23 protein-coding genes and 2 pseudogenes are annotated in these 25,579 nt (G+C 70.6%); 13 read left to right on the top strand and 12 right to left on the bottom strand.

From position 1 onward, the window contains the following. The first annotated feature begins 70 nt into the window (after positions 1-70). From QPK52_RS27270 to QPK52_RS27245, 6 genes are all read left to right on the top strand, one after another. Positions 71-748, top strand: a complete 678-nt coding sequence (locus QPK52_RS27270; protein ID WP_410540519.1) for a GGDEF domain-containing protein — start codon at positions 71-73, stop codon at positions 746-748. Then, positions 745-1,200: a hypothetical protein gene (locus tag QPK52_RS27265; RefSeq protein ID WP_410540518.1), complete on the top strand. Its 456-nt coding sequence runs from the start codon at positions 745-747 to the stop codon at positions 1,198-1,200. Before QPK52_RS27270 ends, QPK52_RS27265 begins: the two co-directional genes overlap by 4 nt. After that, positions 1,197-1,763 (top strand): WhiB family transcriptional regulator, encoded by a 567-nt coding sequence (locus QPK52_RS27260; RefSeq protein WP_410540517.1) that lies wholly within the window; start codon positions 1,197-1,199, stop codon positions 1,761-1,763. The genes QPK52_RS27265 and QPK52_RS27260 overlap by 4 nt, the downstream gene beginning before the upstream one ends. A gap of 9 nt (positions 1,764-1,772) precedes the next feature. Beyond that, positions 1,773-2,567 (top strand): histone-like nucleoid-structuring protein Lsr2, encoded by a 795-nt coding sequence (locus QPK52_RS27255; protein WP_410540516.1) that lies wholly within the window; start codon positions 1,773-1,775, stop codon positions 2,565-2,567. Then, entirely contained in the window at positions 2,567-3,109 is a 543-nt protein-coding gene (locus QPK52_RS27250) for a hypothetical protein (RefSeq protein ID WP_410540515.1), read from the top strand. Before QPK52_RS27255 ends, QPK52_RS27250 begins: the two co-directional genes overlap by 1 nt. A 117-nt stretch (positions 3,110-3,226) precedes the next feature. Continuing rightward, positions 3,227-3,469 (top strand): hypothetical protein, encoded by a 243-nt coding sequence (locus QPK52_RS27245; protein ID WP_410540514.1) that lies wholly within the window; start codon positions 3,227-3,229, stop codon positions 3,467-3,469. A 129-nt stretch (positions 3,470-3,598) separates the two neighbouring features. Here QPK52_RS27245 and QPK52_RS27240 read toward each other — a convergent pair whose 3' ends face one another. Both QPK52_RS27240 and QPK52_RS27235 read right to left on the bottom strand, forming a co-directional pair. Then, the gene (locus QPK52_RS27240; RefSeq protein WP_410540513.1) at positions 3,599-3,832 is read right to left on the bottom strand and encodes a hypothetical protein; all 234 of its coding nucleotides are present in this window, start codon (positions 3,830-3,832) and stop codon (positions 3,599-3,601) included. 128 nt (positions 3,833-3,960) lie between these two features. Further along, complete coding sequence (locus tag QPK52_RS27235; RefSeq protein ID WP_410540512.1) at positions 3,961-4,452, bottom strand: hypothetical protein; 492 nt, start codon at positions 4,450-4,452, stop codon at positions 3,961-3,963. Between the two features lie 140 nt (positions 4,453-4,592). On the opposite strand from QPK52_RS27235, the gene QPK52_RS27230 reads away from it, so the two are divergent. Next, entirely contained in the window at positions 4,593-4,733 is a 141-nt protein-coding gene (locus QPK52_RS27230; protein WP_410540511.1) for a hypothetical protein, read from the top strand. 20 nt (positions 4,734-4,753) lie between these two features. On the opposite strand, the gene QPK52_RS27225 is transcribed toward QPK52_RS27230, so the two are convergent. From QPK52_RS27225 to QPK52_RS27210, 4 genes are all read right to left on the bottom strand, one after another. Then, on the bottom strand, positions 4,754-5,452 hold the full coding sequence (locus QPK52_RS27225; protein ID WP_410540510.1) for an integrin alpha: 699 nt from the start codon (positions 5,450-5,452) through the stop codon (positions 4,754-4,756). 260 nt (positions 5,453-5,712) lie between these two features. Then, complete coding sequence (locus tag QPK52_RS27220; RefSeq protein ID WP_410540509.1) at positions 5,713-6,753, bottom strand: ParB/RepB/Spo0J family partition protein; 1,041 nt, start codon at positions 6,751-6,753, stop codon at positions 5,713-5,715. Beyond that, positions 6,750-7,898 carry a ParA family protein gene (locus QPK52_RS27215; protein ID WP_410540508.1) on the bottom strand — a complete coding sequence of 383 codons (1,149 nt, stop codon included), beginning with the start codon at positions 7,896-7,898 and terminating at the stop codon, positions 6,750-6,752. Before QPK52_RS27215 ends, QPK52_RS27220 begins: the two co-directional genes overlap by 4 nt. Before the next feature lie 215 nt (positions 7,899-8,113). After that, complete coding sequence (locus tag QPK52_RS27210; protein WP_410540507.1) at positions 8,114-8,353, bottom strand: hypothetical protein; 240 nt, start codon at positions 8,351-8,353, stop codon at positions 8,114-8,116. Between the two features lie 592 nt (positions 8,354-8,945). Between QPK52_RS27210 and QPK52_RS27205 the strand changes: the two genes are divergently transcribed. Both QPK52_RS27205 and QPK52_RS27200 read left to right on the top strand, forming a co-directional pair. Beyond that, complete coding sequence (locus QPK52_RS27205; protein WP_410540506.1) at positions 8,946-9,308, top strand: hypothetical protein; 363 nt, start codon at positions 8,946-8,948, stop codon at positions 9,306-9,308. A 98-nt stretch (positions 9,309-9,406) separates the two neighbouring features. Beyond that, positions 9,407-10,678 carry a replication-relaxation family protein gene (locus tag QPK52_RS27200; RefSeq protein WP_410540505.1) on the top strand — a complete coding sequence of 424 codons (1,272 nt, stop codon included), beginning with the start codon at positions 9,407-9,409 and terminating at the stop codon, positions 10,676-10,678. 1,085 nt (positions 10,679-11,763) lie between these two features. On the opposite strand, the gene QPK52_RS27195 is transcribed toward QPK52_RS27200, so the two are convergent. Then, entirely contained in the window at positions 11,764-12,576 is an 813-nt protein-coding gene (locus QPK52_RS27195) for a sigma-70 family RNA polymerase sigma factor (protein ID WP_410540504.1), read from the bottom strand. A gap of 330 nt (positions 12,577-12,906) precedes the next feature. After that, a complete protein-coding gene (locus QPK52_RS27190; protein WP_410540503.1) occupies positions 12,907-13,131 on the bottom strand; it encodes a hypothetical protein in 225 nt (74 codons plus the stop codon). A gap of 553 nt (positions 13,132-13,684) precedes the next feature. Here QPK52_RS27190 and QPK52_RS27185 point away from each other — a divergent pair. Beyond that, a complete protein-coding gene (locus tag QPK52_RS27185; RefSeq protein ID WP_410540502.1) occupies positions 13,685-14,623 on the top strand; it encodes a hypothetical protein in 939 nt (312 codons plus the stop codon). 29 nt (positions 14,624-14,652) lie between these two features. On the opposite strand, the pseudogene QPK52_RS27180 reads toward QPK52_RS27185, so the two are convergent. Further along, positions 14,653-15,192: pseudogene (locus QPK52_RS27180) on the bottom strand (vitamin B12-dependent ribonucleotide reductase); the annotation flags it as partial. An 844-nt stretch (positions 15,193-16,036) separates the two neighbouring features. Between QPK52_RS27180 and QPK52_RS27175 the strand changes: the two are divergent. Continuing rightward, positions 16,037-16,455 (top strand): annotated as a pseudogene (locus QPK52_RS27175) (repressor LexA); the annotation flags it as partial. 238 nt (positions 16,456-16,693) lie between these two features. Beyond that, positions 16,694-18,262, top strand: a complete 1,569-nt coding sequence (locus QPK52_RS27170; RefSeq protein ID WP_410540501.1) for a hypothetical protein — start codon at positions 16,694-16,696, stop codon at positions 18,260-18,262. Positions 18,263-18,342: 80 nt separating this feature from the next. On the opposite strand, the gene QPK52_RS27165 is transcribed toward QPK52_RS27170, so the two are convergent. Both QPK52_RS27165 and QPK52_RS27160 read right to left on the bottom strand, forming a co-directional pair. Next, complete coding sequence (locus QPK52_RS27165; RefSeq protein WP_410540500.1) at positions 18,343-18,552, bottom strand: hypothetical protein; 210 nt, start codon at positions 18,550-18,552, stop codon at positions 18,343-18,345. Between the two features lie 1,178 nt (positions 18,553-19,730). Further along, positions 19,731-19,913: a hypothetical protein gene (locus tag QPK52_RS27160; protein WP_410540499.1), complete on the bottom strand. Its 183-nt coding sequence runs from the start codon at positions 19,911-19,913 to the stop codon at positions 19,731-19,733. A gap of 1,053 nt (positions 19,914-20,966) precedes the next feature. Between QPK52_RS27160 and QPK52_RS27155 the strand changes: the two genes are divergently transcribed. After that, positions 20,967-21,461 (top strand): hypothetical protein, encoded by a 495-nt coding sequence (locus QPK52_RS27155; protein ID WP_410540595.1) that lies wholly within the window; start codon positions 20,967-20,969, stop codon positions 21,459-21,461. A gap of 79 nt (positions 21,462-21,540) precedes the next feature. Here QPK52_RS27155 and QPK52_RS27150 read toward each other — a convergent pair whose 3' ends face one another. Beyond that, a complete protein-coding gene (locus tag QPK52_RS27150; protein WP_410540498.1) occupies positions 21,541-24,417 on the bottom strand; it encodes a Helicase associated domain protein in 2,877 nt (958 codons plus the stop codon). Positions 24,418-25,579: the final 1,162 nt, after the last annotated feature.

The raw sequence follows: 25,579 nt of genomic DNA, 5'->3' as shown, positions 1-25,579 counted from the left end.
ACATGCTTGCCGGCTCCGTCGGCTGCCCCGGGCCACCCATCCCGTACCAGACGAGAGGGAGATCCTCAGTATGGACTCCGCCCTGCGCACACCGGCCCATCCCGGGCAGCGTGCTGTGCTCATCACCACCCTCGCGGTCCCGCTGACCGGCTGGACCATCCACGCCCTGGCCCTGCACCGGCGCCTGGCCGCCGCCCGCAAGGATCCGCTGACCGGGCTGCTGCGCCGCGACGCCTACACCGCCCGGGCCCGGCGCATCCTGGCCCGCCACGGCGACGACACCGCCGTGGTCCTGGTCGACGCCGACCACTTCAAGCAGATCAACGACCGGCTCGGGCACGCGGCCGGTGACACCGTCCTCGCCGCCTTCGGCGTCCGGATCACCGCCTGGGCCGGCCCCCGCGCCGCCGCCGGCCGCCTCGGAGGTGATGAGTTCGCCGCCGTGCTGCCCCTGCCACGCGACCGCCGCGAGGTCCGCCTCGCCCAGCTGGTGCGCATGCTGCACACCCCCGTCACCCTGGATGACGGCCGGACGGTCGACGTCGCCGCCTCCGTCGGCGCCGCGGCACCGGACACCGCCGGCACCCGCGACCTGACGCGGCTGCAGCGGGCCGCCGACGCCGCCCTCTACGACGGCAAGCACTCCGGCCGCGCACACCTCGCCACCGCCGCGCACGCCACCGTGCCGTCCGTCAACGGCCGCCGGGCCGGCCGCCCGGGCACCGCCACCTGGGGGCGCGCCGCATGACCACCGCCACCCGTCCGCCGGCGGGCGACTGGATCCGCGGCATCACCATCCGCCAGCCCTGGGCCACCTGCATCCTCGCGGGCAAGGACGTCGAGAACCGCCCCGCACCCTGGTCCTGGCGGAGCTGGCTGCTGCTGCACGCCGGACAGAAGGTCGAGCGGGCTCCGCTGCGCGATCCGCTGGTCGCCCGCGCGATCCGCGGCCGGACGCTGGAGACCGGCGCGGTGATCGGCGTCGCCCGCCTCACCGACTGCCACACCGACCCCGACGGGTCCGCCCCGTGCAGCCCGTGGGCCCAGCCCGGCGCCCACCACCTGGTCCTGGCCGACGTCCAGGAGCTGCCGCTGCCCGTGCCGTGCCCCGGCGCGCTCGGCCCCTGGCGACCCCCGCCCGGCGTCCTGGCCCAGGTCCTCCTTCAGCTTCCCCACCTCTCCCCGGAGGCCACGTCATGAGCCGCACCGGATGCCCCAACACCGAACCGACCACCGCCGTACTCGACGAGCGGATTCCGTTCCCCCGCACCGACGCCCCGCTGCCGTGCCGCACCAATCCGCGGTGGTTCTCCCACGACCGGATCCTCCCGGCTCAAGGCCAGGCCCAGGAGGACATCACCCGCGCCAAGCAGGCCTGCCGCTCCTGCCCCATCGCGGCCGGGTGCCTGAAGTGGGCGCTGGCACACCCCGGCTCCACGGCGGTGGGGGTGTGGGCGGCGACCACGGCCACCGAGCGCGGCGCGCTGCGCCGCCGCCTCCGGGAGCGCCTGGGGGAGGACTGGGTCGAGGTCGTCGCTCGCCGCGACCAGGCCGCCCGGCAGCGGCGCCGGCAGGAGCGGTGGAACCCGCCCCCCATCCAGCAGTCGCAGCAGGCGCAGCGGGCGCTGTCCCGGCTGGAGCTGGAACTGATCCCCACCCGGCCCGCCCCGTACGAGCCGTGGCGCGAGCCCATCACCCCCGCCCGGGCGGCGGCCAACCACGCCGCGCTCACCCGCGCCGTGGCCGCGAAGACCGCCGCATAGGAGGCCGCGATGCTCGCCGACTTCAGCCAGGCGCTCGCCGCCGAACACCTCCCCGTACCGACCCCACTGACCGCCGACCAGGAGCAGGCCGCCGCGACCGCGGTCGCCCGCCGTGCCCGCGACAAGGACGACCTGGTGCAGCTCCTGGACGCGCTCGGGCTGCCCACCGACGAGGACACCCTCACCGGCCTCCTCCCCTACCTGACCGACCCCACCGACCGCGAACCGACAGGAGATGCCACACCGATGACCACGCAGAACGCCTTCGAGGCCATGGCCCTGTCCATGCACTACGCCGACCGGTCCATGGCCGAGATCACCGAGGCGACCGGCCTGTCCGAAGACGAGATCACCGCGCTCGTGGACGCCCAGGAGCGCCAGTCCGACACCACCGACACCACCGACATCGCCGGGCTGCTGGCATGGGCCGACGGCCATGCACTGGCCGGGATCCGCAACCGCGCCGCCCGCATCCGCACCGACCTGACCGAGCTGTCCGCCCGCCGCGCCACCGAGGCGGCCACCCGCCAGGCCGAAGAGCGCGTCGCCCAGCTCAAGGCCGAACTCGAGGCCGCGCAGGCCGAACTGCGGCAGGCCAAGACCGGACGCCCCGCTGCCGTGACCCCGGCCGCCGCGCCCCCGGCCAGGCGCAGCACCTCGGGCCGGAGCCGGGAGGAGCTGGCCGCGATCCGCACCTGGGCGCGCGCCAACGGCCACACCGTGGCCGACCACGGCATGATCCCCAAGGCCGTCAGGACCGCCTACGAGGCCGCCCACGCCACCGACCTGCAGCAGGCCGGCTGATGGGGCCCAGCGACGCGATAACCCTCGACGGGTTCCTGGACGAGGACACCGTCCCCGGCGACCTGCACGAGACCACGGCCCGGTTCCGGCTGACGGTCTCCCCCACCGACGACCGCACCGACGAGACCACTCTGGCGTGCGTCACGTCCGATCCGCTGCTGGCCCGCGCTCTCCTCCACGAGCTGCGCCAAGGAGACCAGCTGCGTGTCACCGGCTGCCTCCGCCTGCCCCGCACCCCGGACCAGGCGGTGCGGCTGCACGTACACCGGATCGAGGTCCTGGCCACCGCGCCCCTGCTAGACCTCGACGTTGGCACCGGGTCCGCCAACCCGTCTGGCGCCGATGAGGAAGCCGCAGCCCTTGCCGACGGCGGCCTGATCGGCCGGCACGGCGCCTACGCCACCTACCGCGACCCCGACGCCGGAACCGCCCGCGTGTGGAGCCCCACCGGCGCCTGGGTCGGCACCGCCGCCGACACCCCGGCCACCGTCCAGGCCCTGATCGACGCCCACGAGCGCCGCACGGCACCCGGCGAACCCTGACCCCACCCGCACACCACATCGCACACCGCCGCCGTGCCCGGTCCGGCCCTCCGAGAGAGCCGGACCGGGCACGGCGGCTTCGTACCGCCCACCGAACCGACAACCAGGAGAACCTCTGTGGCCCGCATCGCAATGAAGATCAACCCGCTCCACGCCGACGGCAGCGTGTGCACCCACGCGGTGGCCCCGTCCGGCAAGCCCCGCGACCCCCACTCCGGCTGCACCGGCCGCCACCGCTACCAGGTCAACTGCAGCGCCTGCGGCCCGGTCGGCGACCCGCACGACCTGCGCGTCCTAGCCGAACCGGCCCAGACCGCCCACCGCGACCACCACAAGAAGGCCCCCGCAGCCACCCGCTGACCGCCTCCTCCCGCACAAATCCAGACCTCCAGGGACACCACCCGGTGCCCCTGGAGGCCTTGCTGCTACCCGCCGCACCACAGACCTGGAAGGCCCCTGCATGCGCCCGATCCGGCTGATCTCCTTCGGCTACCTCCACCTGCCCACCGGCCCGACGGCCAGCCCGTCCCGCCGGCCGCCGACCGAGTGGAGGACGTCCGCGCCCGGCTCCGCGACACCGCCGCCGCCCGGACCATCCTCGAGCTCGACGGCCGCGACCTGCGCGTCCAGAACGTCGTCGTGGGCACCCACGGAACTCCGCACCGAGCTGGACCGGCGCACCGACAACAGCACCCAGCGCAGTCCCGTCCGGAGCCTCCCCACCAGCATCACCCGATGCGCGGGAACGGCAGATGAACGGTGATCGCTTGACGGCCCTGTGCTCGTGGAGATCCGGCCAGGGGCGTGTCCCCTGGCCGGATCTCCACGAGCACAGGGCCCACTTGCTGGTCCTACTTCTCGATGACGAAGTAGATGGCCCGGTGCTCATCCACCTTCTCCAGCAGGCCACTGTCCGCCAGTCGTCGGTACACCTCTCGGATGTACTTCTCGGAGGGGTGGTAACCGGCGTCTCGCAGGGTCTGCATTCCGCGGCTCGGGTCCCAGGTTCCGCCGAGCGCGCGAACGGACTTCTCCAGAGACTCTCGCTGGGTGTTCTCAGCCTTCTGCACCTTGGCCATGTGGTTGCGGATGCTTTCAGGGGCGCCCTTGTAGTCGCAGTGTTCGCACTTCTTCCAGGCGCCCGCTTCGACGGCTGCGTCGGTGACGGGGTTGTCGGGGCCGTAGCCCTGGCTCTTGAGGAGTTCGGCGACGGAGCCGTTGTGGTGGACGGCGAGGTAGGCGGCTTCGGCGATCTTGTCATGACCGGCGGCGAAGGTGCGTCCGTAGCCGATGGCGGTCTGGCAGCCGCAGTAGCAGCGGTTGGTGGTCGCGGTGTCTGTCATGCCGTCAGGTTAGCCACTCCGGATGCATCTAGAAAGGCTTGGAAACCCTTGGATTTCTAGGGTGATAGAAGGTGGGTGGCGCTCCGTGCCTCACGCTGGGCGCTACATGTCCGTTGGCCGGTTGGAAGCAACAACTCGCAATGGGCGAGAGAACGGGAGGCAAGCACCGGGCCTGCTCCCTCGTCGAAATCCTCGCCCAGGGCCGCAGCGCCGAGATCCGGCACCTGCACGCCCACCTGCCCCGCGCCCTCACCACGCCCACCGCCCCAGCCGGGAGGTGACCCGCGTGCCCGCCCGCACCTCACACCCCCGAACCGGAGGAGCAGTCCGCACTCACCGGCCCGGCACCCCCGCCGGCCCCCGGATGCCCGGCCCTGGTGGCCGCCCGGCCGCATGGACCGGCCGGGTGACGCTGGCCCGCACCGGCGGCGGCGCCGCGGGAGCCGGCCTTGGTGAACGGGCCCCGCAGGTACCAGATGTGGTCGTCGTCGACGGAGACGAGGTCGTGTCTGCCGTCGGCGTTGAAGTCGCCGACGGCGATGTCCTTGGCGAATCCCCTGTCCTTGTACTTGGGGTTGTGGTGCGCGCTGCCGCTGGTCAGGCCGGACGCCGAGCCCCACATGATGGTCACCGTGCCGGTGCAGTCGCCGGCGTCCTCGCCCGGGGCCGTGACGACTACGCCGGCGTAGCCGTCCCTGTTCATGTCGCGGGTGATGATGTCCGCGCCGAAGTGGTCGTGGGCTTCGGCGGCGCCGGGGATGCCCGGGCTGTTCTGCGAGACGACCGTGCGTCGGGTGAAGTCGAGGCCGTGTGCGGATCCGTAGACGACGGCGACGGCTCCGGCCTGCTTCACCCTGCCGACGGTGGCGCCGCGGTTGCCGATGGCCAGGTCGCGGTAGCCGTCGCCGTTGAAGTCGTCGAGGTGTTTGGCGGTCGTGGCGAGGGGGGTGAGGCCGGCGGCCAGCAGAGCGGCCGTGGCGGTGGTGACGCGTATGCGCATGGAGGATGTCCCAGGGCTGTGGGGGGCGTTTGACATCCTCAAGACCACTGTCGGGGGGTGATGATTGTGGCCGCACCAGCAACCGCCGGTGTCGGCATCCGTCCCTGTCCGGCCAAGATTGAGCGGCGACTTCCACCTGTCTTCCCCGTTGCGTCGCGGGCAGTGAAGGCAGATCGTGCCCGGGAAGCTCTCGCTTGAGCAGCGAAGCAGAGGGCTCTGCGCCGTTCATGGTGCAGAGCCCTCACGCACGGCGGCCCGGGTCAGTACTCGTCTTTCTCCGCGGGCTGCTGAAGCAGCTCGATGAGCCTCTCCAGCTTCTCCGGCGCCATGTTCTCCCTCAGCAGCACGCATACCTCGCCGGGACTGTCCCACGGCATCCGCACAGCGGCAGGCCGGGACGCCTGGGTATCCGGGGTCGAGGAGGCTGCGGGCTGCGTGGGAACAGCCGGGGCGCTAGCGGGCTCCGTGCTGTCCTGAGCGGGTTGACCCGGCTCCGTCGCCTCTGCAGCGGGACCAGCACCCTCTATTACGTCGTAATGAGGATCGGCCGCCGACTGCCGCGACTGCTTCTTCGCGGCGCCCTTGGCCGCCTGCTTACGGGCCCGCTCTTCCTTCAGCCGCGTCAGCTCCTGCTCCTGTCGCTCCGGGGGCTTCTTCCCCACTGCACGCAGCAGGTCCACCGGCTCCGCCCCGCTCTCCAGACGCTTCTGCAGCTCAGGAGTCAGGGATAGCAACGCCAGGCGCTGGGAGACCCAGCCCTGAGATCGGTGAAGCCGCTTGGCCAGCTTGTCCTGGGTGCCGTGGACCTCCAGCAGCTTCTTCAGCGCCCGCGCCTCGTCCAGCGGATCGAGGTCCTGGCGGTGGATGTTGGCCACCAGAGCGGACTCCAGCAGCTCGTCCGGGTCACCACCGAGAGACTCGTCCATCATGACCCGCAGCGAGGACAGGCCGGCCTGCCGGGCAGCAGCCAGGCGGCAGTTGCCGTCGATGACGACGTAGGCGGACCGCGGCTCGAGCTCGTCCTCCCGGCCGGGATTGGCTGCCAGATACGCCTCACGGGACATGATCGTCACCGCGGACTTCTGTCCGTGGTCCCGCAGGGACGCGGCGAGGTCGGTGACGTCGGGCAGAGAGTCACGCGGGTTGTCCGGGTTGTGGCTCAGCAGATGCAGAGCCAGGCGGGTCGGCCCATCGTCGCTACCGCCCAGAACCTTCTCCGCAACCCGCCCGCGTGCACTGCGGGCCGTACCGGCACGGCCGAACGCCGACGAAGCTCCCAGCAGGTCAGCCTTACCGCTCACGACGCGGACCTCGCAATCTGCCGCATCGCCTCAGCTTGGTCACAGCGAGGCGCATAGCTCAGCAGCGGCTTGCCCATACGGACTGCCTCACGCTGCTCCTTCAGGTCACCGATGACCGCCAGCACCGGCGGGTCGCCCAGCGACTTCCACTGCTGGAGGCTGGAGGTGGCGACGAACCCGCGCCGGGAGTCGTACAGGTTCACCACCAGACCGAGGTAGTCCAGCTCCAGCTCCAGGTCCTCCTTCAGCGACTCGATCTGGTCGGTGAGCATGGCGTAGGCGGTGGCGGAGGAGTCCTCGGCGAGGACGGGGATGATGACGCCGGAGGTACCCGCCGGTTCGCCGTCACGGCGCCGCCCGTAGTAGATGGCGGCATCCATCGCGATCCCCAGCGACGGTGGGCAGTCGATGACGACAATGTCGAAGTCCGCCTCCAGCGGCTCCAGGGCCCGCTCGAGGGTGGTCTCCCGCCGGCGGATGCGGGTGTTGGTGGCGATCTTCGCGTCCAGGAGGAACCCGTCGAAGCACGCGGGCAGTATCTGCAGCCGCTTGCCGAACCGGTCGTCTTCGAACGTGACCAGCAGGTCGCGCAGATCGGCCTTGCCCTCAGCGCACATGTGGGCCACCAGGCTGTCCTCGCCCGGGGGGATCTGGGCGATGCCGAGCTGCTCACTCAGGTGCCCCTGGGGGTCGTAGTCGACCAGGAGGACCCGCTTGCCCGCCTCGGCATACGCCTGGGCGACTCCGGCGGCGATGGCGGTCTTGCCCACCCCGCCCTTCTGATTGCAGATGACTTTCCGCTGCGGCCCGGTGTGAGGCTGCTGCCCCGGAGAAGGGTGGGTGTCCAGCCAGAGACGCACCGACTGGGCCAGGCCCTGGGTGTAGGAGACGCCGCGGGCAGTGCAGTCCACCTTGAACTGGTCGTACAGGCCAGCAGGGAGCCAGGTGGAGAAGGACTCGGCACCAGCGGTGTCGACGGTCGAATGGGGCCCGTCATCGGTACGCCAGGCATGAATGCCTTCAGTGACGGCGTCTTGGATGTCGACACCATGCTCGGCGGTGCGGATCTTGAGCTCTTGGCGGACCGCGGCAGGCAGCTTCGACGCTACCTTTTCCCGGTCGCCATCGGGGTACGGAGATGCCATGACGTCACCATACTGACGTGGCAGGTGATTGAGGAGCATCAGGGCCCGTGTTTCACCCCTTGGAGTTGCTCCTCATTACGTCGTAATAGAAGCCGCCAGCCACAGGAGCACCCCGTAAGGCCGGGCCGCACAGGGGCCTGTTCCGCTATTCCACCCTGCGGTCGGGCACTGGAGGTGGCTCCGGGCGTCCGACCGGTCGGACGCCCGGCACCCTTTCAGGGCATGAGCAACTGCTGCAGCCAGTGGAGCAGGTCTACGTCGGTGTCGAACAACGTCGTCCTGGCTGCCCAGCCAACCACCTGCCGTGCGGCGCGTTTGGCGAGGCTCGGGCCGGCGGACCGGATGGTTTTGTGGGCCAGGGCGTGCAGGCCGGTGATGGCGGCGTGCAGACGCCGGGCGATACGGCGAGGGCGGCTGGGCTGGTGGGGCTCCTGCGGAGCGCCTGCGGTGTTCAAGGAATCTCCCCGGATGGGTGTGGCGAACGGCGTGGCTGGCTGCACTGGGGCAGCGTCCGCGGGAAGAGGCCTCGCGGTCGGCCGTCGCCCACCTGGGGGCGTCCTCGTAGTGAACAGCACGAGGTGGCTGTGCCTTGCAGGGTAGGTCACGCGGTCGGGACCGTTCCCCCGGCTCGATGACGTGCTCACGTGCGACTCCTTCCCAGGGTGGGGGCCGCACTGTGGAGCGCCCGTGGTGCTTGTGTCGCGCGCTGACCGACGGCCCCTGCTTGCCCGCCTTGGAGCGCAAGGGGTTCCTGCGGACAGAAGGCAGCAAGGAAGAAGCCTGGAGGCCGCACGGGGACCAGGGCGCGCCCGTTCGTGCCGACCGGGGAAGCAGGGGATCCCGGCCACCCGGCCGGAGAGCGTTGACACGCGCCGACCGCCTGGGGCCGTCTCCCGTCCGGCGGGATCAGGAAGCAGAAGGTCGGGCTGTCTCTCCCGCCAGGCGGGAGCCGCTGCCGGCCGACCGTTCGCGCGGGCCGGGGCCGCTGGGGAGTGGGCCATCCCCCGCATCCCGCTGCGCCATGACCGCGCGACCGTCGCCGCCGCGGTGCTCACCGCCCGCCGTACCGGCCGGCCGCTGTACGACACCGCCGCGCACCAGCCGCCCGCACGGCCCGAACAACTTGCCCTCTTCGACCCCGACGACGGCGCACCATCCGCTGACCGGGCCTGCCGGGGCGTCGGCCTGGACACCCTGCGCACCGACCTGGAGGCCCTCCACCTCACCACCGGCTTCCTCCACCAGATCGGCCAGGCGCTCACCGCGGCCGGTGACCAGGCACGCCGGCGGATGCGGCAGCACCCACCCCACGAGCCGGGCCGCGCACCACACCCGCACCGCCCAGACGGGCAGCACCCGTACCGCTGGCCCGGGGCCGGCCCCGGCCAAAGTTCCGGCGCCCGCTGGTGAACCACCCTCCGGTGCGGCGGCACACCGGAGGTGTTCTCGGTCACGGGCAAACCGTGCGGACAAGGGGTGGTCCAGGGGCAAAGCGGACACTGCCAGCCGTGGCCGGTCAGACCGCGGACCAGGGGTGGCTTCGCACGGTGGCCCCGGCCCGCATCGCTTCACGCGTGCGGGCCGGGCCCACCGTCGATCCGGCCAGCAGGCCGGAGGAATGTGAGGACACCGTGCCCGCCGACCACGCACCCGGCCCCGCCCACGAGCCGCACTCCACCACCGACCGCACGTCCAGCGAGAACCCGGGCCAGGCGCCGCCGGCCCCGGCAAGCACCGCCGCGGCAGCGAGCCCCGCAGCAAGCCCCGTGGTGAGCCCCGCTCCCAGCCCCGCAGCCGAAAGCCGCCGTCTGACGGTTGCCGCTGATCAGAACCCCGATTCACCTGCCCCGGCCGACTGCAACTCCTCTTCTCCCGCTCCTGACGTACCGGAAGAAGCGCCCCGGCCCCCCAAGGCAGCGGCGACGAAGGCCGGGGCGGACCTCCGCGGCGAAGTCCTGCTCACCCTGGCCCGGCTGCGCCTGGCCACCCCCCGCCAGCTCAAGGCCCTGCTGCTGCCCCACCAGCAGGGCACCGACCACGTCCGCCGCGCGCTGCGCAACCTGCTCACCGAATCCCCCGCCCTGGTCGGCCGGACCCACCGCGCCCAGTACAGCTACTGGCACTGCACCCCGGCCGGTCTGGCCGAAGCCGCCGCCTCCGGTGAGCTCGCGCCGACGACCGGCCGGACCACGGGTAAGCGCGTCGCCGCCAGCAAGACGGGTCTCCGCGAGCACGCCCTGGCCGTGGTCGACACCGCCGCCGCCTTCCACCAGGCGGAGGTGGCCGACCACGCCGACTGGAACCTCGAAGTCACCCATCCCACTCCGGCCGGCTCCCTCATCCCCGACGCCGTGGTGCTCCTGGCCGACGGCTCCACCGCGTTCGTGGAGATCGACCGCACCATGTCCTACGCCCGCCTGACCGCCAAGCTGGACCGCTACAACGCCTACCGCACCGCACCCCCGACCGGCCGCGGCAACGCCGCCCGCGCCCCGCGCAGCCACTGGCAGGAGATCTACGCCGGGCCGTCCCTGGACCGGCCCTTCCCGCCGGTGCTGTTCGTCTTCGCCCCCGCCCCACGCCGCGCCGCACCCGACACCCGCGAGGCCGCCTTCCACGACCGCGCGGCCACCATCGCGCCCGTGCGGCACCGGCAGCTGGTCGTGGCGACCACGACCCTGCAGCGGCTGGCCGCCCACGGCCCTGACCGGCCGGTGTGGAAGGTGGCCGGACACGGCGAGGACCGCCGACCACTGGACAGGCTGCCGACGCCCCGCTGAACCCAGCCCGCCCGCTCCCTAGGGAACCCCGCCCGGCCCTTCCCGACCGCGCCGGAGCGGTCACCGTTCTTACGACGGCCGCGGCCACGTGCGGCTGACACCACACGTGGTCGCGTTCGGAGCACCCCCGCGTCGGCGGGGAGAACATCATCCACGTCACTGCGGTGGCCATCGCCAACGGAACACTCCCGCGCCGGGTGGACGCCCCGAGGTTCGGCGCACGCCGCGCTCCGCCCGCGCATCGCCGGGGCGACCAGCCCTCAAGGAGATCCCGGGCGGCGCGGCAGGCCCGCGAGTCCGCCGTCGAGTCGGGCGTGTGCGACGACGCGCCGCGCTTCCTGGTCCGCGACCGGGACGCGCAGCACTCCGTGTCCTCCGCCGCAGCCTTCGCAGCCGGGGGGGGGGCGAGGCCGCCGAGACCGCACCGCGGCTCCCCGGAGGAACGCCCGTGGCGACGGGCCATCGGAGCCCGGTGGCGCGAGGTGTTGAACCGTCTACCGAGCCGGCACGAGAGGCATGCCCGACACGGCCTCGCCGCCTGTGTCCGGTACAACCGTCAGCATCGCCCGCATCGGGCTCAGGGACGGCTTCCTTTCCGTGCTTGGGAGCATCCGGCGCCCGTGGTTGGCCTGGCCGCTCACCGGCGGAACGAGACGGCAGGAGATCTACGGCCGACAGGCCGACTTCCGGAACCAGCCCAGCCCGGGTCACGCCTCTGTTGAGTCAGGCCGCAGACGGGCATCGGATGAGGAACACACTCCGGGAGAGCTATGGTTCGGCAAGCGGTCACGAGTCACCCCAGCCGAAGCCCGGCAGCACGCTAAGGGCAGCCAACCCGCCCACGCACCACTGCCGCCATACAAGTCAGCGGTTCATGGGCCCCTCAAGGGACTGAGCCTGGCGGAAGACCTAGCTCCTTGAGGGGCCCTTCCAACGCACCTTCTACTGCTTCAGTAGAAGGTGCAGCAGGGTCACGACAGCAACACCAGCCAGTAAGGCAGTTCCGACAGTTGGGTGCAGGAACGCAACGTACGTGACTCCGCAGCCAGCCAACAAGATCACGGTCGTACGCAGATCGAGTCCGTTCATCGCAGCGACGCCCGTGCAACCGTCTTGGGGTAGTAGGGCACGCTCACGTGTCCGAGACGCACCCGAAGCTTCGCCTGCTTGCGAAGTTTGCGTAGATGCACCTCGACCACTCGGGAGGTCATGCCGAGCTTCTCGCCGATCTCCTTCTGGGTCAGACCCGACTCGTAGATCAGTGCGCAGATGGCGCGAACTTCCCAGCTTGCCCCACTCAGGACACGGCGCACCGTGTCACGCAGCGCGGCAAGCTCCTCCGGGTGCACCTCGCGTGACGGGCGGTCTACGAGGTCTAGGGAACCAGAGACCTCCTTCAGCCGCCGCCGATGGCTACGTGCCCACGTCTTAAAGGCGTCTCGGAAGTAGTGCAGGCATGTACCCATAAAGTAGGTGCGCAGAGTGGCGCCTCTCCTTGGGTCCCACTTCCCCTCAGCGAGTACGTCGTTGATGAAGTACTCCACAGCCGGCTTCACGGCTTCGAAGGCGATCTCGTCCCGAACATCGTCGCTGCGCATCAGGATCTGCTCTTCCTCCGAGCGGGATGACATCCTGATGCCCTTCTCTGCGCAGCGGTTCATAACTGAGCCGTCCCGCATCCATGCCCTCAGCACGCGCCACCCGTACTGCCACAGGTCCTGCTCCAGATGCTTCCGAAGCCATCCGGTGAACTCAGCTGCCCTCAAGCGCCTGTACAGCTCACGGTCGGCCTCCATCTGGTCGCGGTTCGTGCCCGCACCCCATGCAGTGATGGAAACACCACTTCCAGGCCCCTCGGTGTCAGCTTCGCGAAGCTCACTATCAAGATCATTAATCATTCGATCAAACCCTCAGCTCGCACTGGATGTTCTACCGCAAGCTCTTATGGAAAGTTCGTAAGTCGATCCCACAAGTTGGCGATAATTTCGGCGACTGAACTTCAGACGCCCCAGAACCGATCGGTGGTCGGACAGCACGACGACGCGTGCCGACGCAGGCTGGCCGGAGAGCGCAGCAAGAAGCGTGGGTGCCGGGAGGTGGAAGCCTGGGTGGCTGTCGGAGCCGCAGACGCTGCCGTGACCATTCGGGCGCGGGTTGTTGTGCCGTCTGCTGGGGTGATGGTGCTTGTCGGGGGCGGCGGTTCCCGAGCCGCCGCCCCCGGCAGGCTGTCACCGGTGGTCGCGGGCGGCCAGCACGGTCGTCAGGAGGAACGTGCCGACGCCGCCCACGGCAACCGCGGTCTCCCGGAACCCCGGGTGACGGTGGAAGACGTAGCCGGCGAACGCGAGGGCTGTCCCGACTGCGAGGAGCCAGAGCAGCAGCAGGTGCCGGCGCAGCTCCCGATGGTCGTCGTGGTGCGGTGCGGGGGTGTTGGGGGTGGTGTCGGTCGTCACGGTGGTGTCCTTTCTGTTCGGGTGGGTGCGGGCCGCTCCCGCCGCGCACGGGCCGCTTTCGAGGCCTGCGGGGCGGTGGGACCGTGGTTGATTACGGTGGAAGACCGGTGCGGTGGTGTGTCAGGGGAACAGGCTGTTTCCGGCACGGCCTGTTTGCAGGCTCCATGGGGTGCGGAGGGGGGAACGCGTGATCGGCGGGGGACGGCGTACGGGCCGGCACTGGGCCGGCCCTTACGGGGTCTGTTCGACGCCTGCGGACTCTCGCTGCGCCAGTCCGTCCGCCGGTACGGGTTCAGCCCCGCCGCCGTCTCCCGGTATCTGAGCGGTGAGCGGCTGCCGCGCAAGGCCTTCCTGGATGTGCTGCTGACCGAACGCGCCCGGCGCACCGGCGCGGATCGCGGGCGAACAGCGCCACACCGGTGGCCAGCAACAGCCCCAAGGCTGGCAGGGCCAGCAGAACAAGCACGGTCATGAGTACCTCTCTGATGGGATACCGGCAGGTGCGGACAGCCACCAGTGAGCCACCTGCGACCTGGGCTTGGGGAGGAATCGAATGACAGCGAACGACTCCGAAGAAACCGGAAGCGCCACAGATCCGGTCGCGGAGTTCGCCGCGTGGATGCGCGACCTCCACCGGGAAGCGGCAAAGCCCAGCTACACCACCATCGTGCGGCGGAGCCGAACGCGGTACCCGGACGCCACCGTGCGGGAGAGCACCATCTCCGACATCCTCAACGGCAAACGGCTCCCCCGCTGGGAGACCGTGGAGCCCATCGCCTGGGCGCTGGGCGGCGAGCCCACGGTGGCCGCGTGCCTGGAACACTGGAAACGCGCCGACGCCGCCCGCTCCACCGCACCCACCCCGCCCACAGAGCGAAACGACCAGCCGCCCCCGCCCCCGCCTCAAACGGCGGACGGATCACACGACCACGCCCGACACACTCCGGCCGGCCCAAGACGCACCTGGCCCTGGGCGCTGGCCACCGCGGCTGTCGCGCTGCCCCTGCTGGGCTGGGCCGGTGCCGCGATCCTCACCGACACCACCGATACCCGCCCCCCAACCACCTCGGGCACCCCCGGCCCAGACCCCTCCGGCAGCACACCCACCGCCCGGCCGACGAGCGCGGCCCCCACCAAGGCGGCGCAGACCCCCAGCACCGCCCCGCCCGCCCAAAGACAGCTGACCGCCAAGATCCCCTGGGCCACCTCCGCGCCGACCGAGTGGACACCGGAGAAAGACCTCGGCATCAGCGTCACCGCACTGGACGGGAAAGGCGTGAGCTACTTCGTCATCACCCCGGCGCGCAGCTGCACGGTCACCGGCGTGGCGATCGGGGAATCCGTCGTCATCACAGGCGAAGACGACGGCTGGATCCGGCTGATCGTCACCGCCACCGGCCACTTCGGCCCCAAACTGCAGGACCTCCCGGTGACCTTCCAGATCACCCGCGGAAACGGCGACCCACCCCGCGGCACGAAGGCATGCACCTAGAAGGCCGCAGGAAGGGCTTCACCGGGTGGCATGGGAGTGGGTGATGCCCTTCCAGGGGAGAGCAGTTCCTTGGAGGAGCGGATGCGCGAGAGGTTCAGGCCGGCGCCGGAACCGCCCTTGAAGATCATCCCCTCTTCCTTGTACCACTCCAGGATCGACTCCATGGAGTCGTCCACGGAGAGGATGAAGCAGGCGGAGACCTGCTGGGGCTGGGCGGTGCCGACGTTGAACCACACCGGGGAGTTGAACGAGAACACCTGGTGGAGCACGGCGTAGGCCAGCTCGTGCTCGAAGATCTCGGCGTCGGCAGGGGAGGCGAAGTAGCCGTGCTTCTCGCCGGCGGCGCGGTAGGCCTTCACCACGCGGTCGATCAGCTGCTTGAGGCTGGTCTCGCGCTGGGGGGTGCCGACGGCGCCGCGGAAGTACTTGCTGGTGACGATGTTGACCGCGTTCACCGACCAGAAGTCGGGGAACTCCACGCCGCGCTGCTCGAAGTTGACCGAGCCGTCGCGCCAGTTGGTCATGACGACGTCACGGCGCTCCCAGACCACCTCGCCGTACGGGTGCACCGGGAGTGGTTCTGGCCCCGGTGAGGACCGGGGCCAGAACGTGAACTAGATCATCGGCGTGACACCCAGTCGAGCAGGAAAGGCGCGATCCAGGACGCGCCGATGACCGTGCCCAAGCTGCTGGCGATGCCCCAGAGCAGCCCGCGGCCGGCAGTGCGGCCCAAAGGCCTCAGGGAGCGGCACAAACGCTGGCTCCATACGGAACGGGTGAGTTTTCGAAGCAGACGGTGGGGGCAACTCGACTCCCCCTTAGTCGTGCGCGTAAGGTCGGGTTTGGTGCTGATGGCTCCTCCTCTACGACGAGGTGTGGCTGTCAGATCGCTTCGGACGGCTCCCTGCTGGAACAGGGGGCCGTCGCCTTTTGGCGACGACCCATGCCGCCGTTCCCCAGCAGTGGCTCCTTGCGCAGCCGCCTGCTCGGTCCTCCAGAGCATACGACTCACTTGCCGCTCCTCAGAGCGGGGGACCACAACTTCTGGGCGGCCGCAGAACATCTAACCACTACATCTGGTGACTGGTTGACGAACACGCTTTGCGTGCCGGAAGCGCCGGAGCGGCAACCGTACGAGAGGCTGCCGCAGTAGTCGGAGACGTTCCGCAGCCCATGCACCGCCCTCATCGATCACGTCAGGTAATCTGCGAAATTTCACTCGAACTTACGTTTGATATAACTTTTCGAAAGCATCTGCCGTTGTCCAGCCAGGGAGAACCGCTTGAGAGGGGCCGACGTGACCACCACCGCAGGGGGTGCGTGGTTACCTCGATGTAGATCTCCTTCACGGTCGCCACCGCAGAGAGCGCCACCATCGCCGCACGGGACCGTTCCCGGGACCGGGCCGACCATGTGCAGGAAGCAAACGCCGCCCCCGGCGCGCCCGACAGCGCGGGCGACGGTGCGGAGGCCAAGCCCACCCGCTCCCTGCCCGGCCGCCCCCCCCGGGGATCCGCGCCGACAGCTCCGGGCTGACGGACCGGCAGCGCCGGGTGATCGAGGTGATCCGCGACTCGGTGCAGCGCCGCGGCTACCCGCCGTCGATGCGGGAGATCGGCCAGGCCGTCGGCCTGTCCTCCACCTCCTCCGTGGCCCACCAGCTGATGGCCCTGGAGCGCAAGGGCTTCCTGCGGCGCGACCCGCACCGGCCCCGCGCCTACGAGGTGCGCGCCTCGGACGCGCCCACCAGCCAGACCACCGACACCACCGGCAAGCCCGCCGCCTCCTGGGTGCCTCTGGCCGACTTAATCACCGCTGGTGGCCCGGTGGTGTGGTCTTGCGTGGAGTTCCGGCTTGGAGACCGGTCCCGTCAAACGAATCAATCCATCAACGCTGTGGTGAGGGAGGCCCGGGTGCTTTCGTGGAGTTCAGCGGGTCGGGCCAGGGGCCGCTGGTGGGTGGCGGATTCGTCTCCGTGGCTCTGGTGCGGTCTCTACGCTGGGAGTCCGGGAGGGGACCTGCCGGGGAGGCAGGGCACCGGGGGCAAGGGATGAAGGGTAGGGGGAGGACTTGTCGGACCGCATCACGGATGACGCCAGCGAGGAGCCACCGGCGCGGGCTTTCGGAACTGAGCTCGGTGAGGTGATGAAGGAGTTTGGCGAGGCCCGCGGGGAAGGGCTCTCGCTGCGCCAGGTGGAGGCCTTGAACACCGAGCGCCGCCACGAGCACGCCGCCGGCGGCGGAAAGAAGGGGAGCGACGGCAAGGGGCCGCTGAGTTACGACCACACCACGGTCCGGCGTTACCGGAGTGGTGACGGCATCGCCCCGGAGGACTTCATCGATCTACTGGTATGGATCGGCAACCGGCTCTCCACGCCGCTGTCCGAGAAGCGGGTGGCGAAGTTGCGGGACTTACGCCAAAAGGCGCTGAAGGCCAGCGCCAATCCCGCTCACCGTCTGGAGAACGCTCTTTTCGAACTCGAAGGCGCCGATCTGACTATGGGGTCGCTGCGTAAGGACCTGGCTGCCGCCACGGCCCGCACAGCTGAAGCCGAGCAGACCTTGCACGCCGTGCACGACCGTGTGGCGGCCATGTCGGCCTCCCTCGACGCGAACTCGACCGCCGAGGCGGAGGACCGCCGCACCCTGCTGGACGAACTGGGCCGCCTGGGCGCCGAACTCGACCGCCGCCGCGCCGAATTCGATCGCTCCCTCGCCCACCAGGCCCGGCTCAGCGCCCAGCTCGCCTCCTTGCGGGCGGTCACCGCCGACCAGCAGCGCAAGCTGGCAGCCGCTGTCCGCTCCGCCACGGAGATAGAGGCCGACCAGCAGCGAGCGGCCGCTGAGGCCCGCGCAGCCCACAGCCTCGTCGCCGAACTCCGGGAACGGCTTCACACCACCGAACTGCAGGTGGCTGAGCACACCGGTCTGCGGGCTCGCGCTGTCAAAGCCCTGGCCCAGGTCGCGACCCTGGTAGCGCTGACCTGTGCCGCTGCGGCCGGCCTCTGGTCGGCGTCGTGGTGGGAGGGCGTGATCCTGCCTCAGCCGGTGGGGCAGCGCATTCTCGCATTGGTCGTGACCGCGACCGTGGCGGCGTTCGTCGGCACCGTGCTGGGGGCTCTTGTCACGGTGGTGGCAATCGGAGGCTTCGGTTTCCTGTGGTCGGTGCTTGGGGACCGCAAGCCGTACGGGCGTGCATCGGTGGCCGCTCGTGTGGCCCGGGGCACGGGTTTGGCTGTCTCCGTTGTCTTGGTGGTGGCCGGTGTAGCGGCCGGGCTGGTCTGGACGGCGGTTCTCTCGCTGCGGCTGGGGGTCTGGGTGGCCGGGCAGGCCGGGCTGGACATCGAAGTGTCCGGTACCTGGCAAGCGGCCGCGGCAAGCTTGTCGGCGCTGGCCGCCGAGTGGCTCTGCGCGGTCATGCTGGGCCTGGCCACGCCCGCTCAGGAGGAGAACGAGGACATCAAGGATCCCACCTTGGTACGGGCATCCCGTCACCGCAAGCGGTGGGCACTGGGCCCGTTCTACCACGAGGAGGTTTCCTCCTTCACCGAACGCCGCAGCCCCGAGGCCTTGATCTTCCCTCTCTTGGAGAGGCAGGGAGAAGACCCGGACGTCCCAAAGCAACCGACGAGCCCATAACCCTCCCCGTACTCTCCCGCAGCCGAGGCATCTCGGCCCGGCCCAGCTCCCTTGCCCCGAGCCGGGCCGAGGCCAGCCGGTCAGGCGTCACCGACGACGGAGTCGGCCAGCGGGAACACGACTGCGAAGGCCGATCCACCCGCCAGAAAGGCCACGGGCAGGTTTGTCCCGCTCCAGTAGGTGAGTAGGCCGGCAACCACCGAAGCCAGCACAGCCAGCAGCAGTACGACAGCGGTACGCACGGACACAGTGCTCTTCAAGGCAATGACCCCCTTCGGTTCCACGCGCACGGCCGCCCCCTTCCCAGGAGGCGGGTACGTGGCGCTGGGCGGGCAGGCTTGCTGCCCCTGACGTGACACCACTTTTGCGGGCCATAGCGGTGTTGCGGAACGGTTCAACACCCTCTGAGCAGGGATTTTTCTCCACCTCTGCGGATCGCCGCAGTGTTGCGGGGTGGTTCAACACCCGCCGATCAGCAGCCCGCCCCCGGCGTTTCCGCAGGAGGCGAAGGCTCCTGCCGCCGCCGGCCCGGCTTGCGGTGGCCGGCGGCTGCGGGCGGCCTGCACGGCCACCGGGAGGAGGGGGAGGGGAGCGATGCCACTCCTGCGGAGGCTGCAGTCCTCCGGTATGCCGTGCGCTGGTGGAGTACCTGGCTGGTGAGCACGAGGGCTGCCCTGCCCGCGAGAAGCTGGAGCAGCGGCTGGCCCCGGTCCCGGCCCGGGGCCGGCCCGGTCGTGGTTACGGTGTGCTCCCTTGTGGGGTGGTGGGCGTGCACCGGGTGCACGCGTGTGGTGGGCGGTTAGGTTCCCGCCCTTGTGTGCCCCGGGCGGATTGTCGGGCAGAGGCCGGTCGCGCCCGGATTGCTCCGGGACAAACGATGCCTGGATGGGCCGCCCGCGCGGGGCAGGGTGGTCAGCTCCGCAACCCTGCCTCACCAGTCCGCAGGAGGGTGCCTTCGTTACGGGTGGGCCGGGATTACTCGGGCGACGCGGTGGAGGAGGCAGCCGTTAGCGGCACAAGCCCTACCCGAGGACCGGACGCGGGCACCCCACGGTCCCGGTGCTGCGCCGTGGGCGGTTCTCCACTGTCGGTCCGGGAGGTCGGCCAAGCCGTCGGCGTGGCTCCGGTCCCCTTGGTGGCCCACCAGCTGATAGCGCTGGAGCGCAGGGGGGTTCCTGCGCCGCGTTCCGCACCGCCCCCGGACCTGCGGGGCAGGAGCCTTGGACGCGTCTTCGGCCAGTCCGCCAGCAGCACCAGCAGGCCCGCCGCCTCCTGCGTTCCTCTGGCCGACCGAATCGCCGCCGGCGGCCCGGTGGTGCTGCCTTACCTGGAGCCCTGGTCTGGAGGCCAGCCTCATGACTTATTTCATTCATTCAACGCCATAGTGAGGAAAGCCCGGGCGCTTTGAGGGAACAGGCGGGTCGGGTCAGGGGTCGCTGGTGAGTGGCAGCCCCTGACCCGAGGGCTGTCAGTAGCGGGATCGGAGCCAGACCACGGCCAGTCCTACCGCGGTGGTGCCGATGCCGGAGCAGACACCCCGCAGGAGGTAGCCGGCCACCACGCGGCGGCGCCGGACGCCCCACCGGACGAGGCGCCGCAGAGCGGCCTGGGCCTGCCGCACGCCGGGGATGCCGTTGCGCTTATGCTCCATGACTGGTGTTCCTTTCCGAGTCTTCGCAGGCTTGTGAGGTCACCGCGCAGAGAGCCCGCCCGACCCGGTGGCCTAGGAAACCTGGGGTCGGAACCGCGGGCTCCCTTGCGTGTAAGGGGTGCGGAACCTGCCCCGGCACTCCACCGCACCGGGCCCAGGGCGCCGCAGAGGGCAGGCTCCTCCCACTGCGTCGATGCGGCGGGAGGGCGCCGGAGAAGCCGAGGTTCATCGGCTGACGGGAACTCGCGCGGGTGCCGGGGCCCCCGGCCGGTGCGGCCACGGCGGCTTCCTTGCCCGGGCCGGCCGCCGGGAGCGATGCCGCCGTCATACGGCACACCGCCGACGGACGCGGGTGAAGAGAGACACATTCCCAGGCGCCGCTGCCTCGGGCTGCTCCATGACCGTTCCCGAGCACCGCGCCGCAGCGCGTGAGGGGCATCAAGTCCTCCTGCGGAATACATAGGCGACGACTGGTGGGTCGCTCAACTGGCCCACACTGTAATGGAGTTCGCGTGCAGATGCACATGCATCTGCACGTGCATGCGATGGTGTGTGATGCTTCCCCTCACCGAGATTCGCTCGCCACCCACTTCGGAATCTCATCTCGGAGGAACATGAAGCAGGCCGGAGAACTTCAGCGCCACGCGGCCGAAGCCCGGCGCTGAGATCACGGGGCTGCGGAGGGTTCGCGGCTGCGCCGCCTGGCTTGGAGTGACCGGGCTTGTCGAACGAGGCGCTGCTGGCCCGCTCGTGTCGTCGTCGGTGACGGCGAGCGAGCCCGCACGACCGGTCCACCAGGCGTCACCCTCCTTCGGAGGACTCCGAGCCGTGACCAACCCGGCTTGAAGAGCACAAGATGCGGGAGCGCCTCACGGCTCATCACACGCATGCAGCTGGCACACACCAGGCACTCCTCGTATCGACGGTCCTCCCACCTGCATCGACCTGCTCCTGCCCGCCAGCCTGGCGTGGGCGGGTTCGGTAGTGTCGGCCGGTGTGAAAGACGCCGACGCCGCGCCCCGGGTGCGTTTCCTGGTCCTCCACGACTACGGGATGGGTGGGTTGTGGTGGTGGGTGTGGGCCCGGTCGGCCCGGGAGGTGACCGAGCGGCTCGCCGAGGTCGAGGTGGTCGATGACCCGGAGGCCGTCGGGAGAGCCGAGACATGGGACCTGGAGGAGACCGACATCGACGCGCCGGTTCTGCCCGATGGTCTGGAGGAGCTGCGCGCCCGACGCGACGCTCAGCGTGGTCGTCCCGGTTTCGGCGTACTGGCCGGCCGGGACGTTGTCCACCTGCGCCTGGGCGGCGGGCTCTACGGAGACGACGACCGCTCGGTCTACCTGGTAGAGGTGGGCGGCGACGGGCGCAGGCTCCGGCAGGTGGAGCTGACCGAGGACGGGACCGCCCTCAGAAGCGGGCCGGAGGACTGGACCTTCAACCCGCCCGTGGTGGACCTGTTCGACCCTGGCCTGCCGGAGAAGGAGATGGACCGGGAGGAGTTCGAGGCGCAGTGGCGCCGGGCCCGCCACGACGACAGCTACCTGTAGCCCGGCACCCGGAAACCGCCAGTGGTGGGCGGGCTGCCCTCTCGGTCGGCCCGCCCGCCATGTTCTCCGGCCCCCTCTGCTACAGCACCCCGAGTTCTTCGAGTGCGGTGGCGCGTTCGGCGTCCAGCCGGTCCCGCCGCTGGCGCTGGTTACTGAGCCATATGCCGAGCCGGATCGGGTGCTCCTGCCCGGCCTCGTCGCGGACGGCCTCGATCCACTTGCGGGGCACCCGCGTGTGTCCTTCCCGTTGCCGGTATTGGCGTAGTGCGGCGAGTGCGCGTTCCCAGGTGGTGGCGCTGGCGGGTACCACCACCGTTCCCGCCGTCTGGTCTGCGGCGTCGGCTTCACGACCCGGTGCTGGGGCGGTGGGCTGGACGCCCAGCGCTTCCAGGCGCTCGCGTTGCCCGTCGGCCAGTTGCTCCCACTGGGTGCGCTGTCGGGCGAGCCAGAGTCCGATGTCCTCTCCGCCGACGGTGACGCCGGGGCGGATCTCGGCGAGGGTGGCGCCGCCGTGGATGCAGGCCCGCACTTTGGCGTAGTGGCGTTGCCAGTCGACGGTCCAGCCCTTTGCTGCGGGGTTCCAGTCGGGGTCGATCTGGGCCAGCCGGGCGGCCCGCTGGGCTGCCCGTTTCGGGTCTTTGCCGAGCCCTTGGGGGCGGCGGCAGTTGGTGAGCCACTGTCCGATGGGCCGGCCCTGTGCGACGGCGGTTCGGGGCGCGCACAGGGTGCCGTGCACGGCGTAGTAGGCCCGGGCGGCGGCGAGGTTCTCCTCGAAGGCGGCGTCGGGCACCGACCACACCATGCCGGCTTCCTCCAGCAGCTCCACTCGCCATTTCGCGAGGGTTCCGGCGCGGTAGGCGCGGCGTTGTTCGCTGACCCACTGCCCGAGGGGGAAGGCGCCGACGCGGGCGTCCAGCGGCACCGCTACCGGTGTGTGGGCCGTGGCGGCGGCGCGGCTCTTTCCGGTTTCCTCGTCCTTCCCGCGGTTGCGGTGTTCCTGGTCGCTGTTGTCGTCGTATTCGCACGGCGCGGTCTGGTGGTCGCCATGCCCCTGGGGTTCACGCACACCGTCCTGGCCCTGCTCGTGCCCCTTACCGCCCTGGCTCTCGTGCTTGTCGCGGTGCTCCTCGGACTCGTGCTCCTGGTCCTGGTCCCCGTCCCTGTCCCCGTGCTCGTTCTGTTGTTGGTGCCAGGTGCGGAGGGCGTTGAGTCCGGTGAGCCAGACTTGGGTTTCGGGTCGGATGATGCGGGTGCGGACGAACTGCGCGATCAGGTGCGGGTCGCGGGGGGTGGCAAACCGCAGCAGCGGTACCTCTTGCGAGGCTCCCTCGCCCCTGTCCTCGCCTCCGCTCCCGCCGCCGTGGGCGGGGTCGAGGTCGGTGACGGAGGTGGGTCGGCCGCGGCTGGGTGTGGTGGCGACGGCCAGCTGCTCGACGAGTTTCTCGGAGTGGCTGCGCAGCCCCTGCAGTACGGCGACCAGCGGTTTGTAGGAGGCGGAGGCGAGCATGTCGTCGGGCACCTCCCCTGGGGCGAGGAAGACCGGCACGATCAGCCGTGCGACCTTGCCCTGGCCGGGTCTTTGCCGCAGGGCCCGGCCGACGGCTTGGACGATGTCGACGGCCGATCCGCGTACGTCGGCGAAAAGGACGCCGTCGACGCCGCGTCTGCCGGTGATGTCGATGCCTTCGCCCAGGACGCGCACGTTGGCCAGGACGGTCAGTTCGGTCTCCCAGCCGTGGTCGTCGATGCCGTCGGCGAACCGGCCCAGTACGGCCCAGCGGTGGGCGGGCTCGTGCTCTCCGCACAGCCAGTCGGCCCATACCCGCCGCGGATAGGTCGCCGGATCCTCCTTGTGCAGCCGGGCCGCGGTCTGTGGCAGGGCCCGCGCGAAAGACATCGCTTCCACGGTGCGGTGGTGGAAGCTGATCAGTGACCGCACCCCGGTGGCGGCCGCGTGCTTGATCAGGGCGGCCTGCAGGGCGGCGAGCCGCCGGCCGCGCCGTTCCTCCTCGCTCCCACCCACACCGAGGTCGGGTGGGCGGATCTCGAGGATGTCGATCTCGAACCGGGCCAGGATGCCCCGGTCGATGGCCTCGGTGAGGGAGAACGTGAACACCTGCGGCCCGTACAGGCGTTCGTCGTCCATGCTCGCGACCACCTGCCCGGGGACAGCCGCAACGGCATCCGAGGTGTCCTCTGCTGCCTTTCCTGTGTCTCTCGGGGCTGTGGTCTCCTGAGTCCCGCCCTGGTTCTCTGTGGCTTCCTGGGCCCCGTTCCCGCCCTCTGTGGCCTCTGCCTCGTCCGGCTGCCCAGCGGTGGCGGGTTCCCAGATGCGGGGTGTGGCGGTGAGGTACAGCCGCCGCGCCGCCGGGATCCGTGCTTGGTCGTGGATCGCCGCCCAGGGCTTGGCCGCATCCCCACTGGTGCGGTGGGCCTCGTCCACCACGGCCAGCCCGAACGGCTCCAGTTGCTGCCCGTAGGCGCCCTGGAAGGCGGCCTCCAGCGGCCCGGGCACCTGAACCAGCTCCCCGCCCGGGCCGGGCTCCTGGCGGGGCGCGAGAGAGGCGTAGGTGGCGAACACGACCGCCGGCCCCGACCCCGCCCACAGCGCCAACCGGATCGCGTTCGTGGTGCACCACACCCCCAACGCCTCCAGCACCTCGTCTCCTTCCAGGGAGCACACCGCGACCGCCGGACCGGTGTGGCCGGCCTTCCGCCACGCCTCCACCGTCTGGGTCAACAGGTCCAGGGTGGGCACCATCACCAGCACCCGCCCCCGCGGCTCCAGCCTCCGAGCCGCCTCGGCGGCGATCAGCGTCTTACCCGCCCCGGTGGCGGCCACCGCCGTGGCCCGCAGCCCCTCCTCCGGCACCTCGCGTCCTGCACGGTATTCCAGCGCCCGGACAATCGCGTCCACCGCTTCCACCTGATGCGGCCGAAGCCTGATACCCGCCACGAACTTCCCTCCCCTTCCCCGCTTTGCTTCCTGACTTCTCCCGCACCCGAACCAGAATCCAAATCCGCCGCATAACAGATGAGCATGAGTCTCCGCCCGGCTAGTCCTCAACGGTTTCGGCGAACGGGCCACCTTGATGAGCCCCTGATCCACGGTGTCGGCCTGCCCGGTGAGCGGGCGGCCGGGTACCGCAGCGTGGTGCCCCGGGGAAACGCGTAGGCTCGCAACTGCTGGGACTACCGCCCAGAAGCGATCAAGGGGGCGCATGTCCACACCTTTTACGGCTATCACCATGGCCATGGCAGCTGTACTGGCTGCCGAAGGGGTCCTAGCCCTGGCAACGGGCCGCGTCTTCCTCCTCTGGATGCCCCGTAGGGTCAACAGGCCCGGCCTATGGGGTGCCGGCACACTGCTGATGGCGGCGGCACTCGCAACGGCACGTATCACGCCGTTTGAACTCAACATACTGCTCATGCTCAGCGGCGCCGTGCTGGCATCCCTGCCCCAGAAATTTGGGAACAGCGAAGAGTCACGACCCGAATAACGCTGCACTCGCCCATCTGCTCCACTGCTGATTCCCGCATGCCGCACCCCTACAGGTGCGCGGATTTTCGGGCTCTCCCACTCGTCGTGCACGGTGCCGTTCCTCGCTTTCCGGGGGTGGTGTGTTTTCCCAGACTCTACACACTGATGCATCACCACGCATCGGGAACCCGCCAACCCAAACCGGCCCTATACCCTCGCCCCGTGACTGCCTGTCACCCCCACCACCGCCCCACACCCCGCCCTCCCGTAGCCGGCCCGGCCCGCGCAGCGGGCCCAACCCCCGCCCCCCACTCACCTGCTGACGGCCGCCCACCCCAGCCACCCACCCGGTGCTGACGGCCGCCCACCCCAGCCACCCACCCGGGTGGCTGCCGGGGTGGAGCGCAGCGGAACCCCTCGGCAGCGGTGAGCGAAGCGAACCGCGGCTGGCCCCGAGCGCAGCGAGGGCACCCCGGCGCGCAGCGCCGACTTTCGCTCCCGCAGCGAAGCGGAGGGGCCGCCCGTGCGCAGCACGGGGCCGAAGCGCAGCGAAGGCTCGACGCGAAGCGTCGAGCGGCGAGCGCAGCGAGCCGCAACCGCGGCGCGCAGCGCCGCGGTTCGCTGCTCCGCGCGCCAG

The organism is Streptomyces sp. KL2 (assembly GCF_046529545.1).
GTDB lineage: Bacteria > Actinomycetota > Actinomycetes > Streptomycetales > Streptomycetaceae > Streptomyces > Streptomyces radiopugnans.
Note: the sequence above shows the minus strand (reverse complement) of the source record. Positions and strands in the feature narration are given on the sequence as shown.